The sequence below is a fragment of the Mesorhizobium sp. M7A.F.Ca.US.008.03.1.1 genome, from assembly GCF_003997495.1.
Lineage (GTDB): Bacteria > Pseudomonadota > Alphaproteobacteria > Rhizobiales > Rhizobiaceae > Mesorhizobium.
On sequence record NZ_RZRU01000020.1, the window covers coordinates 100,966 to 115,651 of the forward strand.

Sequence of the window (14,686 nt, forward strand, 5' to 3'; positions counted from 1 at the left end):
GCTCTCCTTGTCGGTCTTCAGTGCTTTCTTGAAAGCTGCTTGGTCGCGCCCTCAAGCCCGGCCAGCGTCAGCGGAAACATGCGGCCGCCGAAGATGTCGCGGATCATCGCAATCGAATGGGTGTAGCCCCAGTTCTTGGGGTCTTCGGGGTTCAGCCATACCGCGTTCGGCCATTGCTGCAGCAGACGGCCGAGCCAGACGCTGCCTGCCTCCGGATTCCAGTGCTCGACCGAACCGCCGGGGTGAGCGATCTCGTAAGGGCTCATCGAGGCGTCGCCGACGACGATCACCTTGTAGTCCGGCCCGTATTTGTGGAGCAGGTCGAAGGTCGGAATCACCTCGGCATGTCTGCGGCGATTGTCCTTCCACACGCCCTCATAGAGGCAGTTGTGGAAATAAAAATATTCGAGCTGGCGGAATTCGGCGCGGGCGGCCGAGAACAGCTCCTCGACGCTCTTGATGTGGTCGTCCATCGAGCCGCCGACATCGAAGAACATCAAAAGCTTCACCGCGTTGCGCCGCTCTGGTCGCGTCTGCACGTCGAGATAGCCATGTTCGGCCGTCGCGTGGATGGTGCCGGGCAGGTCGAATTCCTCCTCGGCGCCCTCGCGCACCCAGCGGCGCAAGCGCTTCAGCGCGATCTTGATGTTGCGGGTGCCGAGCTCGACCGCATCGTCGAAATTCCTGAACTCGCGTCTGTCCCACACCTTCACCGCGCGGCGGTTGCGGCCGTCATGCTGGCCGATACGCACGCCTTCGGGATTGTAGCCATAGGCGCCGAAGGGCGAGGTGCCGCCGGTACCGATCCATTTCGAGCCGCCCTGGTGGCGGCCTTTTTGCTCGTCCAGCCGCTGCTTCAAGGTCTCCATCAGTTTCTCGAAACCGCCCAGCGCCTCGACCAGTTTTTTCTCTTCGTCGGTCAGGTGCTTTTCGGCGAGGCGGCGCAACCATTCCTCGGGAATGTTGGCGACATCGACGGCATCCGGCCCTCCCAGTGCTTCGACGCCCTTGAAGACATGGGCGAACACCTGGTCGAAGCGGTCGATGTGGCGCTCGTCCTTCACCAGCGCCGCACGGGCGAGGTAGTAAAAACCTTCGACGTCGTAGTCGACCAGCCCGGCTTCCAGCCCCTCCAGCAGCGACAGATATTCCCGCAGCGAAACGGGAACACGAGCGGCCTTCAATTCGAGGAAGAAGGGGATGAACATTGTCTATCTACAGCAAATCATACTCGATGAAGCCCGTGCGGCGCGCGACATGATCGTAGAGTTTGCGCGCGGTGGTGTTGGTCTCGTGCGTCATCCAGTAGACGTTCTTGACGCCGATTTTCGCGGCTTCCTGTTTTACTGCCTCGATCAGCGCCGCGCCGATGCCCTTGCCGCGTACGTCAGGGTCGGCGAACAGGTCCTGCAGATAGCAGTTGTTTTTTTCCGACCAGCCGGAGCGGTGGTAGAGATAGTGGGTGAGGCCAACCGCCTTGCCGTCCAGCGTGGCGATGAAGCCTTTCGGCTCGAACTCACCTTCGGTGAACAGCCGCCTCCAGGTGACGGCATAGACCTCTTCGGGAAGCTTCGTCTCGTAAAAGGTGAGGTAGTCGGTCCACAGCCGCCGCCAGTCGGCGTGGTCGGACTGCGCGAGCGGGCGGACGGTGATCTCGGTCATTTCATTCCTCCGAAGTTTGGAGCCCGATCCGATAGAATCGGATCGTGACACCTGTCCTATCCTGTCGGCAAATTGGACTCGCGAAAAGCGGTTGTGAGCATCTTCAGTGCCTCTCGTGCCCGTGGCGCCAAAGCGCGCGCATGCAGAACAATCTCGGAAGAGGGAATTGGCGGCAGGCTGAATTTGCGGCCAACCTCGATCAACCCGGGAGGGGCGACACGGTAAGCGAGGGCGGATAGAGCAAAACCGGCTGATACCGCGATGTTGACTGCCGCGCCGCCACCGCCGACGTAAGCCTCATTCCAGGCAATGCCTGCTTTGTCCAGCGCCTCGACCGCTCTCACACGGTCGGGGCAGTTGCATACGGTGCTTAAAAGCGCCAGGCGCAAGGGCGTCCCGGGTCGCCATTCGAAGGCGGGGGTGGCGAACCAGCCATAATGGGTGCGCGACAAGGCTTCGCCCCGGCGACCGTCGCTCTCCCGGTGCACAATGACCGCATCGAGTTCGCCGCGATCGAAAGCGTCCTCCAGCAAGGAGCTGGTATCGATCCTTATATTGAGCGCGAGCGACGGATCGTGGGCATGAAGCTGGGCTATCAGTATGGAAAGCTCGGGTCCCGCGACGTGGTCGACAAAGCCGAGGGCAAGCCGGCACGGCGCCTCGGAAAACTCCGCGATGGCGCGTTCATGGGCGGCAAGGAATTCGCGCGCCGCTGGGAGAAAGATCGCTCCTCTCGCTGACAGGCTCACGCGGCGCGGGGTTCGTTCGATCAAACGCGCCCCGAGCTTTTCTTCAAGCCGGCGCAGCTTGACGCTGATCGTCGCCTGGGTGCTGCCCAGCGCCGCCGCCGCCCGGGTGAAGCTCCGCAGATCGGCCACCATGACGAAGGTCCGCACGGCGTCGACATCAAGGCTGGTCATCTCGAGCATTCCATTTGTCATCTCTGAAATAGAGATGCATAGCCTTTTTTCATGATCAGGGGTGATCTATCTCATCGACGGCAGTTTGAAAAGCACTGCCTGCAACTCCGATAGAAAGTGATCGATATGAGGTTTCAAATTGAGCGAAACACCGTTGCGCTTGTGGGGGTCTGCCTTGCCTCGCTGCTGTTCGGTCTCGAAATCTCCAGCGTGCCGGTGATCCTTCCGAAACTGGAAAGCGTGCTCGCCGCCGATTTCAAGGATTTGCAGTGGATCATGAATGCCTACACCATCGCCTGCACCACGGTGTTGATGGCGACGGGGACACTGGCCGACCGTTTCGGCCGCAAACGGGTGATGGTGATCACCACCATAGTCTTCGGCTTTGCCTCCCTGCTGTGCGGCCTCGCACCGAGCGCTCCAATTCTGATCATCGCCCGCTTTTTGCAAGGGCTCGCGGGCGGAGCGATGTTCACCTGCAGCGTGGCCGTGCTGTCCCATCAGTTTCAAGATGGTGGTGAACGCGGCAAGGCTTTCGTTGCCTGGAGCGTCGTCTCGGGCATCGGGCTTGGTTTCGGGCCCGCCATTGGCGGATTGATCGTGGCGTTCTCCAGTTGGCAATGGGTGTTCCTCATCCATGTGCCGCTCGCGATCCTTGCTCTGGTCTTCATCGGCGGAGGCGTCACTGAATCACGCGATCACAACGCCCAGAGGCTTGATCGGGCCGGCATCCTGACGCTCTCATTCGCGGTGTTCGGCTTCTCCTATTTGATCACGCAAGGCGCCGATCTCGGGTCCGGTGCCCGCATCGGCGTGACCGTTGCGGCCGTCCTGTCCTTCGTCGCGTTCCTTTTTGCCGAGAAGATCAGTCCCTATCCGATGTTCGATTTCTCCGTCTTCCGCATCCGTCAGTTTTCGGGAGCGATCATGGGCGGCATTGGCATGAATTTCAGCTACTGGCCGTTCATCATCTATCTGCCGATCTATTTTTCGGGCGTTCTGGGCTATGACAGCACCGCGACCGGCCTGTTGCTGCTCGTCTACACGCTTCCCTTGATGCTGATGTCCTCGACCGCCGAGCGCTTGCGCGCGCGCTATCAGGCGCGGGTTGCGATCCCGCTCGGTCTGCTGACGTTAGGGATCGGCTTTATCGCCATGCGGATAGGGTCCGGGCTCGAGGGCGCCAATTGGGTGACCATGCTGCCCGGCACGCTGATCGCCGGCATCGGCATCGGCCTGACCAATTCACCGACCACCAACACCACGACCGGCTCGGTGTCACCGGATCGCGCCGGCATGGCTTCGGGCATCGATATCAGTGCGCGCTTGATCACGCTCGCCATCAACATCGCGGTGCTGGGCCTGCTGCTTACGCAGGGGATAGTCTCTTATCTGCGGAACGCATTTGACGGGGCGTTCGGCCCGAATGAACTGGGTGCACTGGCGGAAAAGATCGCCACCGGAAATCTCGATGGCTTGACGCAATATTCGCCCAGGCTCGCGACCCTAGACCCATCCGGCGCCATCGCGCATGCCGCACTGGTCAGCGGTTTTGGCTGGGTCATGCTCTATTGCGGGATCGGCGTTCTCGCTCTTGCCGTCATCAGCTTCATCATCTTCGGCGCCAAGACCGACGCGCCGCAAGAGCAGAGGGGGCATGGTTCCGCTCAGACTGCGGGCGAGGCCCGCTCGTAGCAACGGCCTTCCAGCTCGGCGTCAGAGGCCGAGTTGTTGCGGTCCAGTAATCATGTGCGAACCGCTCTTCATCCCTGCCGTCTGGCCATGAAGGCCAGCCGTTCGAACAAATGCACGTCCTGTTCGTTTTTCAGCAGCGCCCCATGCAGCTTCGGCAGCATGTTCTTCGGGTCGGCGCGCAAATCTTCCGGCGCGATGTCGTCGGCGACCAGCAGCCTTATCCAGTCGAGCGCCTCGGAGGTCGACGGCTTCTTCTTCAGCCCCGGCACATCGCGGATCTCATAGAATTGGGTAAGGGCTGCCCGAACCAGGTTCTGCTTGATGCCGGGATAGTGGACATCGACGATTCTGTGCAGCGTGTCGACGTCGGGAAAGCGGATGTAGTGGAAGAAGCAGCGGCGCAGGAACGCGTCCGGCAACTCCTTCTCGTTGTTGGAGGTGATGATGACGATCGGCCTGACGGCGGCGCGGATGGTTTCGCCGGTCTCGTAGACGAAGAACTCCATCCGATCGAGTTCCTGCAGCAGGTCGTTGGGGAATTCGATGTCGGCCTTGTCGATCTCATCGATCAAGAGCACGACCTTCCTGCCGGCGGCGAACGCCTCCCAGAGTTTACCGCGTTTGATGTAGTTCCTGATGTCGTTAAAGCGCTCGTCGCCCAACTGGCTGTCGCGCAGGCGCGAGACGGCATCATACTCGTAAAGACCTTGCTGCGCCCGCGTCGTCGACTTGACGTGCCATTCGATGAGATCGAGTCCGAGTGCCGCAGCCACCTGGCGGGCGAGTTCCGTCTTGCCGGTGCCGGGCTCGCCCTTGACCAGCAATGGTCGCTCCAGCGCGATCGCCGCGTTGGCGGCCACCATCAGATCCTTGTCGGCGACATAGGCCGCCGTGCCTTCAAAACGCATTCTTGCTCCTCGGTTGGTCATCGCGACCGTAAGGACGCGGCCGTGCCTGTGCAAGGGTGAGGTGTTGGCGGCGCGAGGGCCTGAACCCAACACGGAAAGAATGCCTGTCTCACTGGCGCTTAGCCGGCCGGCAGCCTATATTGGGCGGGACGGTCTGTGCTTCCCGGCAGGAGAACATTTTCCCCGGGGCCTTAACGATCCTTAGGGAGCTGTCCCTGGGAAGACCCGTGGGTTTTCTCACACGGCGCCCACCTACTTTGTAGGTTCCCGGGATCGCTCTCTCCACCGGTTGCGTGGATCGTCACTTATCGCCACGCGTCCCGCATTGCGGTGGATGATTGCGGAGGAAAACGTCGCTCCCAAAACTCCATCCAAATCTGACCTTTTCTACCCTGGCTGCATGACCTCTCTCAAAGACCTGAAAAAGCAGCTTCGCCGTGAGGCCCTCGGACGCCGCGATGCGCTCGATGAATTCTGGCGGGTGGAGGTCGCGCTTGAAATGGCCGAGACGGCACGCGATTACCTCCATGTCGGGCCGGGCCAGATCGTTTCCGGCTTCTGGCCGATGCGTTCGGAAGTCGACGTTCGGCCGCTGATGTTTGCCTTGCGTGAAAAGGGCGCACGGCTTTGCCTGCCGGCCATTCTCGACAAGACTACCATCGTCTTTCGCGAACTGGTGCGCGGCGCGCCGATGGTCGAGATGGGTTTCGGCACGGTCGGCCCGCACGAGGAAGCCGAGGTGCTCGACCCCTCGGTGATGCTGGTGCCGCTCGCCGCCTTCGATGCGCGCGGCCATCGCATCGGCTATGGTGCCGGCTATTATGACCGCGCCATCGCCAAGCTGATCGACAAGGGGCAGCCGCCGCGGCTGGTCGGCATCGCCTTCGACTGCCAGGAGGTGGCAATGGTGCCGGATGAGGAACATGACGTCGTCATTCCGGAAATACTGACCGAGAGCGGGTTGCGCCGCTTCGCGCCAAAATTGTAGATAGGAGACGCATGATCTTCACTGGCGTCATGCAGCTTTCGCTGACCTTCGGTGCGGGATCAAATGAGACTTCTCTTCCTCGGTGACATGGTTGGAAAGACAGGACGGACGGCGGTGTGGGAACAACTGCCCGGCCTGATCTCCGACTTCAAACTCGATTTCGTCATCGTCAATGGTGAGAACGCCGCCGGCGGCTTCGGCATCACCGAAGATATCTTTCGCGAGACGATCGCCGCCGGTGCCGATGTCGTCACCACCGGCAACCATGTCTGGGACCAGCGCGACGCGCTCGCCTTCGCGCCGCGCGAAGAGCGCTTCCTGCGCCCCTCGAACTTTCCCAAGGGCACGCCCGGGCGCGGCTCCGGTGTCTATATCTCCAGGAGCGGCGCGCGCGTGCTGGTCGCCAACATCATGGGCCGGGTGTTCATGCATCCCGAGCTCGACGATCCCTTCCAGGCCGGCGAACGCGAGCTTGCCGCCTGTCCGCTCGGCGAGCAGGCGGATGCCGTGATTATCGACTTCCACGCCGAGGCGACCTCGGAAAAAATGTGCTTCGCGCATTTCGTCGACGGCCGTGCCAGCCTCGTCATCGGCACCCACACCCACCAGCCGACCAGCGATCACCAGATCCTCAATGGCGGCACCGGTTATATGTCCGACGCCGGCATGTGCGGCGACTATGATTCCTCGCTCGGCATGGACAAGGAGGAACCGCTCAACCGGTTCCTGTCGAAGGTGCCGAAAGGGCGTTTCGAGGCAGCCACCGGACCGGCGACCTTGTGCGGCGTCGGCGTCGATATTTCCGACCGCACCGGGCTGACCGAGCGGATTGCGCCGTTTCGTCGCGGGCCGCGGCTGGAGGAAACCGCACCGTCCTTCTGGTCGTGACATTGATATAGGCACCCTTAGTACCTAACTGCCGGCGACACTGCTCTAGATCGTTAAAAGAGGGGACGACCTCCATGCAGCTCATCGAATTCCTGGCGCCGCATTTTCAATTTGTTTCCGACCCGACGGCCTGGGTCGCGCTGCTGACGCTGATCGTGCTCGAGGTCGTGCTCGGCATCGACAATCTGATCTTCATCTCGATCCTGACCAACAAGCTGCCGGAAGCACAACGGGCCCGTGCCCGCCGGCTCGGCATCTCGGCGGCGCTGATCATGCGGCTGGTGCTGCTGGCCACCATTTCGATCATCGTCCAGCTGACCACGCCGGTGTTCACGGCCTTCGGCCACGGTTTTTCCTGGCGCGACCTGATCCTGATCGCCGGCGGCCTGTTCCTGGTCTGGAAGGCGACCAAGGAGATCCATCACACGGTCGATCCCGACGACCACAAGGATACGATGATGGGCGAGACGCTGCAGATCAGCCTTGCCGGCGCGATCTTCCAGATCCTGTTGCTCGACCTGGTCTTCTCGATCGATTCCATCATCACCGCCGTCGGCATGACCGACGAGATCGCCATCATGTACATCGCCGTGATCGTGGCGGTCAGCGTGATGATGCTGGCGGCCGGGCCGCTGGCCAATTTCATCGCCAAGAACCCGAGCATCGTCATGCTGGCGCTGGGCTTCCTTCTGATGATCGGCATGACGCTGATCGCAGACGGCATGGGTTACCATGTGCCCAAGGGCTACATCTATGCGGCGATGGGCTTTTCGGCGCTGGTCGAGGGGCTCAACATGCTGGCGCGGCGGCGCAAGAAGCCGGGCGGAGGGCATTAAGGCAGGCCCTGAGCACCTAGTGCCCTGGCACGCCCTTGGGGTGACGGTCGCCGATCAGGCCGAGCGTCAGGCCCTGTTCCAGCCACGCCTTGGCACCGGCCAGCACCAGCGTGAAGCCGCCGGTTGAGCCGACTGCCTCTTTAACCTGCTCGTCGCCATCGCCGGCGAAGCCGAAATTGCGAACCTCGAGAAAGGTCGTCTCGCCAGGCATTTCGGTGAAGGTCCAGACCACGGTGGTCGGCGGATCGCTCCACTGCATGACGATCTTTTCATTCGCAACGATCTCGGTGACGGTGACCATCGTCGAGACGTCATACATGCGCCATTCCCAGCGGATCTGCTTGCCGCTGTCCAGGCGGCCGCTGGCGTGGGTGAACCAGAATTTCGTGGTGATGGCCGGATCGACGATGGCCTCGAACACGTCGGCAACAGGCCGCCGGATCAGCATGCCGGCCTCGGCGGTTGGTTTTTCGCGGATCTCCATCGGATGCTCCTTTCGTGGCTTGGCGCTCACCAGGCATCGGGCTCGCGCAGCATGTGTACGATGTTGGCCGGGTTGGCGATCCAACCGCCGCGAAAGCCTTCGCCCAAGGGCTCGATGACGTCGCAACGCACAACGCCAGCCTTGGCGAGATGATCCGCAGCCGTCGAAAAATCGTCGGTAAACAGCTCCAGCCACACCTCGGCCTGGCTCATCATCGGCGCTTCATCGATCCACAGGCGGTTGGACCCCAGCTCGAAGCCGACGGCCGGTGCCTTGTCCGTGAACGGCTTCAGGCCGACAACGTCGCGGTAGAAGGCGATCGTCGCCTCATATTGGTGCGGCGGTACCTTCATGGCGATGTTGATGCCGCCGGTGATTGTCGCGGTCATAGCTGGCTCCGTTGTCGTGTTCAAATGTTGGTCTCATTGGCGGGTTCGCCCCTCATCTCGCTGCGGTAGTAGCCGTCGCGCAAATTGATGCCGTATTCGACATAGGCCTTCATGCAGGCCAGCATCTGCGACCAGCCCTCGCAATTGAGGTAGGACTTCTTCAGGCCGACCGCACCTTCCTGCCAACCGCTCTCGGCGATGGTGACGAAGGTGCCGCCATCGTCCAGCGGTTCGAAATTCATCTCGATGCGGGTCTTGTAGGCCGGCTTGCCATCGGCGTCGCTGGCATCCCAGCGCAGCACGATGCGGCGGTCCTTGACCACTTCGTCGACCTCGACCGGCACCTTGCCCCACCAGACGACGCCGGCGCCGGCTTCCAGCGGGGCGCTGGCGCCGCCGATCGTGGTGAAATAGCCGCTCAGTTTCTTCGGATTGACGACTGCGTCGAAGACGTCGGCGACCGGCTTGCCGATGCGTCCGGAAACACTGAATCCAAGTGACATATCCACAACTCCTTCCCTTGATCGGCTCAACAATATGTTATAGAAACATAACATGTCAAGCCGATCGCAAGACGACAATGTTTTCAAGGCGCTGGCGCATCCGCGCCGGCGTGAAGTACTGGATCAGCTGAAGGACGCGCCGAAGACGACCGGCATGCTGTGCGATGCGTTTCCCGACATCGATCGCTGCACGGTGATGCTGCATCTCAAGGTATTGGAGGAGGCCGACCTGATCGTTGCGCGGCGCGACGGCCGCGAGCGCTGGAACCATCTCAACGCGCTGCCGATCAAGCAGATCCACGACCGCTGGATCAGCCAGTATGCCGGGCATGCCCTCAGTATCATCGACCGGCTGAAATCCGATCTGGAGGCGTGAACGCTCGCAACAGCCCATGTCGGGCGTCCCGTGCGCGGTGCGGCTGGACGAATTGAGCCGATTTAACTATAAGCCGGCCATTCCGACAGAGAACGCCGTGCTTCCACGAGGTGCACTTGGGACGCTCTGAAATTTTGAATTCGGGCATTGCGGAAGACGAGGTCAGATCACTTCGCTTCGGGATGCTCTAGCCGAGAAGACGACAGGGGTGCCATGGCTGGCCATTCACAGTTCAAGAACATCATGCACCGCAAGGGCCGCCAGGATGCGGTGCGGTCTAAAATGTTTTCCAAGCTGGCGCGCGAAATCACCGTCGCCGCCAAGAGCGGCACGCCCGATCCATCGATGAACCCGCGCTTGCGCTTGGCGATCCAGAACGCCAAGGCGGTGTCGATGCCGAAGGACAACATCCAGCGCGCCGTCAACAAGGCCTCGATGGGCGATGCAGAGAACTACGAAGCCGTGCGCTATGAGGGCTATGGTCCAGGCGGCGTCGCCGTCATCGTCGAAGCGCTGACCGACAACCGCAACCGTTCGGCCTCGAATGTGCGCGCCGCCTTCACCAAGGCCGGTGGGGCGATGGGCGAAACCGGCTCGGTGTCGTTCATGTGGGACCGCGTCGGCGAGATCTATTATCCGGCATCGGCCGGCAGCGCCGACAAGGTCATGGAAGCGGCGATCGAAGCCGGCGCCGACGACGTGGAAACCGACGAGGAAGGCCACACCATCTATTGCGCCTTCGAAAATCTCGGCGACGTGTCGAAGGCTCTGGAAACCGCGCTCGGCGAGGCAGAATCGGTGAAGCTGATCTGGCAGCCGCAGAACAATGTTCCGGTCGACGAGGAGCGGGCACAGTCGCTGATGAAGCTGGTTGCCACGCTCGAGGACGACGACGACGTGCAAAGCGTCTACGCCAACTTCGAAGTCGACGACGAGACCATGGCCAAGCTCAGCGCGGCATAGGACGGCAAGGTGGTAGCCAACGGCGCTACCGGCGGGTAGCATGGCCTCGCTGCTTGAGACTTCCGCCAAAGGTGGAGCGCAGTCAGTTGTCGGCGAGAGGGGATGATGACTGACGAAGGCGTTGAACTTGCAGTGACCTGGCCCCGTCCAGGTGGCCTTTGGCGACGGCTTTTCGCTTCGCTTATCGACTACCTTGTCATCTTCGTTGCTCTTTATGCGTTGGTTGCGGCCTTGTTTCTGATGACCGACGGCGGAGTGAAAGGCCGCTTCTGGCTGAACTGGAAAACTTGCCAGTCCGCCAGTCTGAAAGGAACAGGCGATCCTGTACTTTCCCGCTACGATTGGCAGGTTTGTGCAACATCCTTCTTCGGTCTTCCGGTGGCCAGATGGGCAGCCGGCACGAGCACGGACGCTCAATCGAAGGCAGTATCAACCCTTTCGATAGACCTTGATTCAAACGGAAATTTTCGAACTGCGGCACTGGATCTAGGCTTCCTCCAAGTGCTGGTCCTGGCGACCTATCTTCTTGTGATGGAGGGGGCCTTCAGTCGGTCTCTTGGCAAGGGGGTCCTGGCCCTCTTCGTCCATGACGAGCTGGATTGGCATAGGGAAGGCCTCGCTTTGCAAAAAGCCGTTTGTCGGCAGTTGGTAAAATTCCTGGGCTATCTTCCCGCCACGCTGGTCGGAGCTTTCTTTGCTTTCCAGACTTGGAAAACTGTTCCGGCGCCCACGCTGAACTATTCCCGACTGGAAATCGTAATCGCCTTTGCCGCGTCTGCCCTAGCTATTCTCTGGCCATGTTGGATCGCGCTGACCGTCGCACTCGGCAACGAGCCAATACATGACCGGGTTGCCGGCACGACCGTGCGCGTCCTGGAGGTGGACCAATGAACGCGTCAGGGAAGCATTGCGTCGTCATCACCTACTGCACGCAGTGCCAGTGGCTGCTGCGCGCCGGCTGGATGGCGCAGGAGCTGCTGTCGACCTTCGGCACCGATCTGGGCGAAGTGACGCTGGTGCCCGGCACCGGGGGCATCTTCACCATTTCCTGCAATGACACTCTGGTCTGGGAGCGCAAGCGCGACGGTGGTTTTCCGGACCCGGCCAAACTGAAGCAACTGGTCCGCGATGTCATTGATCCGGACCGCGATCTCGGCCATTCGGATCGGAAGACAAAGGCGTAGAGGTCGCCGGCGCTGCCGTCACTTGCGTCGCCACGCTCCGAAGGCGGCGCCAATCGCAATACCCACGGCGACGCCCATCGGAAGGTCATCCAGAGCGGTGCCGATCGCGGCACCGACACCAACTCCGACTGCCATGCCGAAGGCCATATTTGCGTATTGATCGTTCATCGGTCGCTCTATCCATCGTCGTCAACGCGCGGCGAACCAGAAGGATGCCAGCGCGGCTATGCCGCTGATGGTGCGGACATGGTTCCACATCACCCATTCGTTGAGATAGCGCGACCACAGGCTTGCGCCATTGCTGCTGGCCGGATCGACGGCGGCGAGCGCATCGTTCAGCGGGACGTTGAAGATCATCGTCACCACCACGATGCCGATGAGATAGAGCAGGCTGCCGGCAATCAGCCAGAGCGAACCCGGCTGGCTCCAGCCGATCACCGCACCGATGGCGACAACAATGCAGACGAGGGCCGCGCCGAACAGCGCTGTCATGAACAACGGGGTCACAGCTGTGACGTTGATCGAATTCATCGCGGCAATGCCGCTTGCGGCTGGCATGCGGGCGAGGCCCGGCATGACGAAGCTGGAGAAAGCAAAGAAGACGCCGCCGACGACGCCAGAGCCGAGTGCGGCGATGAAGATGAGAGTGGGAAGAAGTTTCGCGATCATGTCAGTTGCTCCATGCCCGTTGTGTTTTCCGCTAAAAAATATGAGTAATACTCACATTTGCAAAACGTGATAAACCCTCGTATTTTGTGAGTCAAGCGATTTTGATGCATTTGGAGTCAGTCATGGAAGACGCGGCAGCCCCCGTTTCCGCACAGGAGCAGGTTGCTTCACCGCGCCGGGCGCCGAGCCAGCAGCGCAGCCGCGAGCGGGTCGAGCGCATGCTGGCGGCTGCCTCGGCGCTGATCGCCGAGCAAGGCAGCGATGCCATGCGCATGGGTGAGGTGGCGGAACGGGCAGGGGTGTCGATCGGCTCGCTCTACCAATTCTTTCCGGACAAGCGGGCGATCATCTGGGCGCTGGCCGAGCGCTACACCGCCGAAAGCCAGGCCTGCATCTCAGCCGCGCTCGCCGGTGTCAGCGATGCCGAAGGGCTGGGCCTGGCGTTTTCGGAACTGGTCGATATCTATTACGGGCTGTTCCTGGCAGAGCCGGTGATACGCGACATCTGGTCGGGCACGCAGGCCGACAAGGCGCTGCGCCAACTCGAACTCGCCGACAGCCGCGCCAACGCCGAATTCCTCACCGCGGTGCTGAAACGCTTGCGACCCGACGCCGATCCGGCGGCTCTCGACGCCACAGCATTCCTGGTCTGGCAGATGGGCGAAGCCGCCATGCGGCTGGCGATCTCCGTCGAGCGGCAGGAGGGCGACAGGCTGGTCGCCGCCTACAAGCGCATGGCGCTAAGGGAATTGCTGGCCGAGTAGCGCCGCGCCGCAACAAAAAACCCGCCACGGAGGCGGGTTTCTGATCTGCGAAAGGTCGTTTGGCTTAGATGCCGAAACCTTCGAAACGCTTCTTGAACTTCGACAGGCGACCGCCGCGATCGAGCAGGGTCTGCTGGCCGCCGGTCCAGGCCGGGTGGGTGGTCGGGTCGATATCGAGGTTCATCGTATCGCCTTCCTTGCCCCAGGTCGAACGGGTCGTGTATTCGGTGCCGTCGGTCATGACGACCTTGATGGTGTGGTAGTCGGGATGAATAGCGCTCTTCATGGCTCGGTTCCTGGCTTGCCGGCGCGGCTGACGGGCATAAGCCTGCGTCGATGCGCCTCTTTTTAAAACTCGAAGCCGCAGCTATTGAGGAGCCACGGCTTCTAAAACGGTCGGCGAGCCTATACATCAGCCGGAATTGAATCACAAGGCCGCGGCAAGCGCATATTGAGGCGCAGACCCCAAGGGCGGCTGGAGGAAACATCGGGATGGCGCAAATCACCAGCGCAGACGAGCGCCGGCGTTCGCTCAAGCCGCTCCGGCGCCTGTTCCCTTACATCACGCACTACCGCACGCTGGTCGTCGGCGCCATCATCTCGCTGGTCATCGCCGCTGCAACCACGCTGGCACTGCCGCTGGCCGTGCGGCGCATGATCGATCATGGCTTCTCGTCGTCGAGCACCACTTTCATCGCCGAGTATTTCGCCGCACTGGTGGCGATGGCCGCGCTGCTGGCGGCGGCATCGGCCGGCCGCTACTATTTCGTCATCACGCTCGGCGAGCGCGTCGTCGCCGACATCCGCCGCGACGTTTTTGCCCATGTGACGACGCTGTCGCCTTCCTTCTTCGACACCGCCCAGTCGGGCGAGATCGTGTCGCGGCTTGCCGCCGACACGACGCAGGTCAAGTCGGCGGTCGGAGCGACCGCTTCGGTGGCGCTGCGCAACGTCATCCTCGGTCTCGGCGCGGTGGGGATGATGGTCGTCACCAGTCCGAAACTGTCGGGCCTGGTCATCGCAGCGATACCCGTCATCGTGCTGCCGCTGGTCGCTTTCGGCCGTTCGGTGCGGCGCAAATCACGCCAGGCGCAGGATACGCTGGCCGATGCCACCGCCTATGCCAGCGAGCAGATCGGCGCGGCGCGCACGCTGCAGGCCTTCACCAATGAGAAGCTGGTCACCGGGCATTTCTCGGCTGCGGTGGAAGCTGCTTTCGAGGCGGCACGCTCCTCGATCTTCGCGCGCTCCTTCCTTACCTTCTTCGCCATTTTCACCATCTTCTCGTCAGTCGTGGCGGTGCTGTGGTTCGGCTCGCGCGATGTGCTCGAAGGTTCGATATCGCCGGGCACGCTCGGCCAGTTCCTGCTCTATTCGGTGTTCGCCGCCGGCGCGTTGGGGGCGTTGTCGGAAGTCTGGGGCGAGCTTGCGCAAGCGGCGGGGGCCGCCGAACGGCT

The 14,686-nt window shown here is 61.7% G+C and carries 20 protein-coding genes and 1 other RNA gene; 11 read left to right on the top strand and 10 right to left on the bottom strand.

Going from position 1 to position 14,686, the window contains the following annotated elements; all coding sequences use genetic code 11:
* Positions 1 to 17 precede the first annotated feature (17 nt).
* From EOA16_RS24475 to EOA16_RS24485, 3 genes are read right to left on the bottom strand one after another with little or no spacing between them, the layout of a single operon-like run.
* The gene (locus EOA16_RS24475; protein WP_127260493.1) at positions 18 to 1,208 is read right to left on the bottom strand and encodes a VWA domain-containing protein; all 1,191 of its coding nucleotides are present in this window, start codon (positions 1,206 to 1,208) and stop codon (positions 18 to 20) included.
* A 7-nt stretch (positions 1,209 to 1,215) separates the two neighbouring features.
* Positions 1,216 to 1,662 (bottom strand): GNAT family N-acetyltransferase, encoded by a 447-nt coding sequence (locus EOA16_RS24480; RefSeq protein ID WP_127260494.1) that lies wholly within the window; start codon positions 1,660 to 1,662, stop codon positions 1,216 to 1,218.
* Between the two features lie 56 nt (positions 1,663 to 1,718).
* Positions 1,719 to 2,582: a LysR family transcriptional regulator gene (locus EOA16_RS24485; protein WP_127260495.1), complete on the bottom strand. Its 864-nt coding sequence runs from the start codon at positions 2,580 to 2,582 to the stop codon at positions 1,719 to 1,721.
* Positions 2,583 to 2,708: 126 nt separating this feature from the next.
* Between EOA16_RS24485 and EOA16_RS24490 the strand changes: the two genes are divergently transcribed.
* A complete protein-coding gene (locus tag EOA16_RS24490; protein WP_127260496.1) occupies positions 2,709 to 4,277 on the top strand; it encodes an MFS transporter in 1,569 nt (522 codons plus the stop codon).
* 68 nt (positions 4,278 to 4,345) lie between these two features.
* Here the strand turns inward: EOA16_RS24490 and EOA16_RS24495 are convergent, their stop codons facing one another.
* Complete coding sequence (locus EOA16_RS24495; RefSeq protein WP_127260497.1) at positions 4,346 to 5,185, bottom strand: MoxR family ATPase; 840 nt, start codon at positions 5,183 to 5,185, stop codon at positions 4,346 to 4,348.
* Between the two features lie 148 nt (positions 5,186 to 5,333).
* Here EOA16_RS24495 and ssrS point away from each other — a divergent pair.
* The 4 genes from ssrS to EOA16_RS24515 all read left to right on the top strand — a co-directional run bounded on the left by ssrS (position 5,334) and on the right by EOA16_RS24515 (position 7,897).
* Positions 5,334 to 5,489: non-coding RNA, 6S RNA (gene ssrS, locus EOA16_RS24500), on the top strand.
* A 96-nt stretch (positions 5,490 to 5,585) separates the two neighbouring features.
* Entirely contained in the window at positions 5,586 to 6,173 is a 588-nt protein-coding gene (locus tag EOA16_RS24505; RefSeq protein ID WP_127260498.1) for a 5-formyltetrahydrofolate cyclo-ligase, read from the top strand.
* A 63-nt stretch (positions 6,174 to 6,236) separates the two neighbouring features.
* Positions 6,237 to 7,061, top strand: a complete 825-nt coding sequence (locus EOA16_RS24510) for a YmdB family metallophosphoesterase (protein WP_127260499.1) — start codon at positions 6,237 to 6,239, stop codon at positions 7,059 to 7,061.
* Positions 7,062 to 7,135: 74 nt separating this feature from the next.
* Positions 7,136 to 7,897 carry a TerC family protein gene (locus EOA16_RS24515; RefSeq protein ID WP_013529109.1) on the top strand — a complete coding sequence of 254 codons (762 nt, stop codon included), beginning with the start codon at positions 7,136 to 7,138 and terminating at the stop codon, positions 7,895 to 7,897.
* Positions 7,898 to 7,913: 16 nt separating this feature from the next.
* Here the strand turns inward: EOA16_RS24515 and EOA16_RS24520 are convergent, their stop codons facing one another.
* The 3 genes from EOA16_RS24520 to EOA16_RS24530 are packed head-to-tail and all read right to left on the bottom strand — an operon-like array spanning position 7,914 to position 9,273.
* Positions 7,914 to 8,381 carry an SRPBCC family protein gene (locus EOA16_RS24520; protein ID WP_127260500.1) on the bottom strand — a complete coding sequence of 156 codons (468 nt, stop codon included), beginning with the start codon at positions 8,379 to 8,381 and terminating at the stop codon, positions 7,914 to 7,916.
* Positions 8,382 to 8,407: 26 nt separating this feature from the next.
* Entirely contained in the window at positions 8,408 to 8,770 is a 363-nt protein-coding gene (locus EOA16_RS24525) for a hypothetical protein (RefSeq protein WP_127260501.1), read from the bottom strand.
* A gap of 20 nt (positions 8,771 to 8,790) precedes the next feature.
* A complete protein-coding gene (locus tag EOA16_RS24530; RefSeq protein WP_127260502.1) occupies positions 8,791 to 9,273 on the bottom strand; it encodes an SRPBCC domain-containing protein in 483 nt (160 codons plus the stop codon).
* Between the two features lie 52 nt (positions 9,274 to 9,325).
* Here EOA16_RS24530 and EOA16_RS24535 point away from each other — a divergent pair, with 52 nt between their 5' ends.
* From EOA16_RS24535 to EOA16_RS24550, 4 genes are all read left to right on the top strand, one after another.
* Positions 9,326 to 9,649 carry a helix-turn-helix domain-containing protein gene (locus EOA16_RS24535; protein WP_127260503.1) on the top strand — a complete coding sequence of 108 codons (324 nt, stop codon included), beginning with the start codon at positions 9,326 to 9,328 and terminating at the stop codon, positions 9,647 to 9,649.
* Between the two features lie 213 nt (positions 9,650 to 9,862).
* Positions 9,863 to 10,612, top strand: a complete 750-nt coding sequence (locus EOA16_RS24540; protein WP_127260504.1) for a YebC/PmpR family DNA-binding transcriptional regulator — start codon at positions 9,863 to 9,865, stop codon at positions 10,610 to 10,612.
* Positions 10,613 to 10,717: 105 nt separating this feature from the next.
* On the top strand, positions 10,718 to 11,503 hold the full coding sequence (locus tag EOA16_RS24545; RefSeq protein WP_164754372.1) for an RDD family protein: 786 nt from the start codon (positions 10,718 to 10,720) through the stop codon (positions 11,501 to 11,503).
* A complete protein-coding gene (locus tag EOA16_RS24550; protein ID WP_127260506.1) occupies positions 11,500 to 11,796 on the top strand; it encodes a SelT/SelW/SelH family protein in 297 nt (98 codons plus the stop codon). Before EOA16_RS24545 ends, EOA16_RS24550 begins: the two co-directional genes overlap by 4 nt.
* A gap of 18 nt (positions 11,797 to 11,814) precedes the next feature.
* Here EOA16_RS24550 and EOA16_RS24555 read toward each other — a convergent pair whose 3' ends face one another.
* The gene (locus EOA16_RS24555; protein ID WP_127260507.1) at positions 11,815 to 11,964 is read right to left on the bottom strand and encodes a hypothetical protein; all 150 of its coding nucleotides are present in this window, start codon (positions 11,962 to 11,964) and stop codon (positions 11,815 to 11,817) included.
* A gap of 21 nt (positions 11,965 to 11,985) precedes the next feature.
* On the bottom strand, positions 11,986 to 12,465 hold the full coding sequence (locus tag EOA16_RS24560) for an anthrone oxygenase family protein (protein WP_127260508.1): 480 nt from the start codon (positions 12,463 to 12,465) through the stop codon (positions 11,986 to 11,988).
* A 122-nt stretch (positions 12,466 to 12,587) separates the two neighbouring features.
* Here EOA16_RS24560 and EOA16_RS24565 point away from each other — a divergent pair, with 122 nt between their 5' ends.
* Positions 12,588 to 13,229, top strand: coding sequence for a TetR/AcrR family transcriptional regulator (locus EOA16_RS24565; protein ID WP_127260509.1), 642 nt, complete (start codon positions 12,588 to 12,590; stop codon positions 13,227 to 13,229).
* Positions 13,230 to 13,293: 64 nt separating this feature from the next.
* On the opposite strand, the gene rpmE is transcribed toward EOA16_RS24565, so the two are convergent.
* A complete protein-coding gene (gene rpmE / locus EOA16_RS24570; protein ID WP_023811830.1) occupies positions 13,294 to 13,515 on the bottom strand; it encodes a 50S ribosomal protein L31 in 222 nt (73 codons plus the stop codon).
* A 206-nt stretch (positions 13,516 to 13,721) separates the two neighbouring features.
* On the opposite strand from rpmE, the gene EOA16_RS24575 reads away from it, so the two are divergent.
* The coding region (locus EOA16_RS24575) for an ABC transporter transmembrane domain-containing protein (protein ID WP_245456014.1) at positions 13,722 to 14,686 on the top strand (965 nt) is incomplete at its 3' end.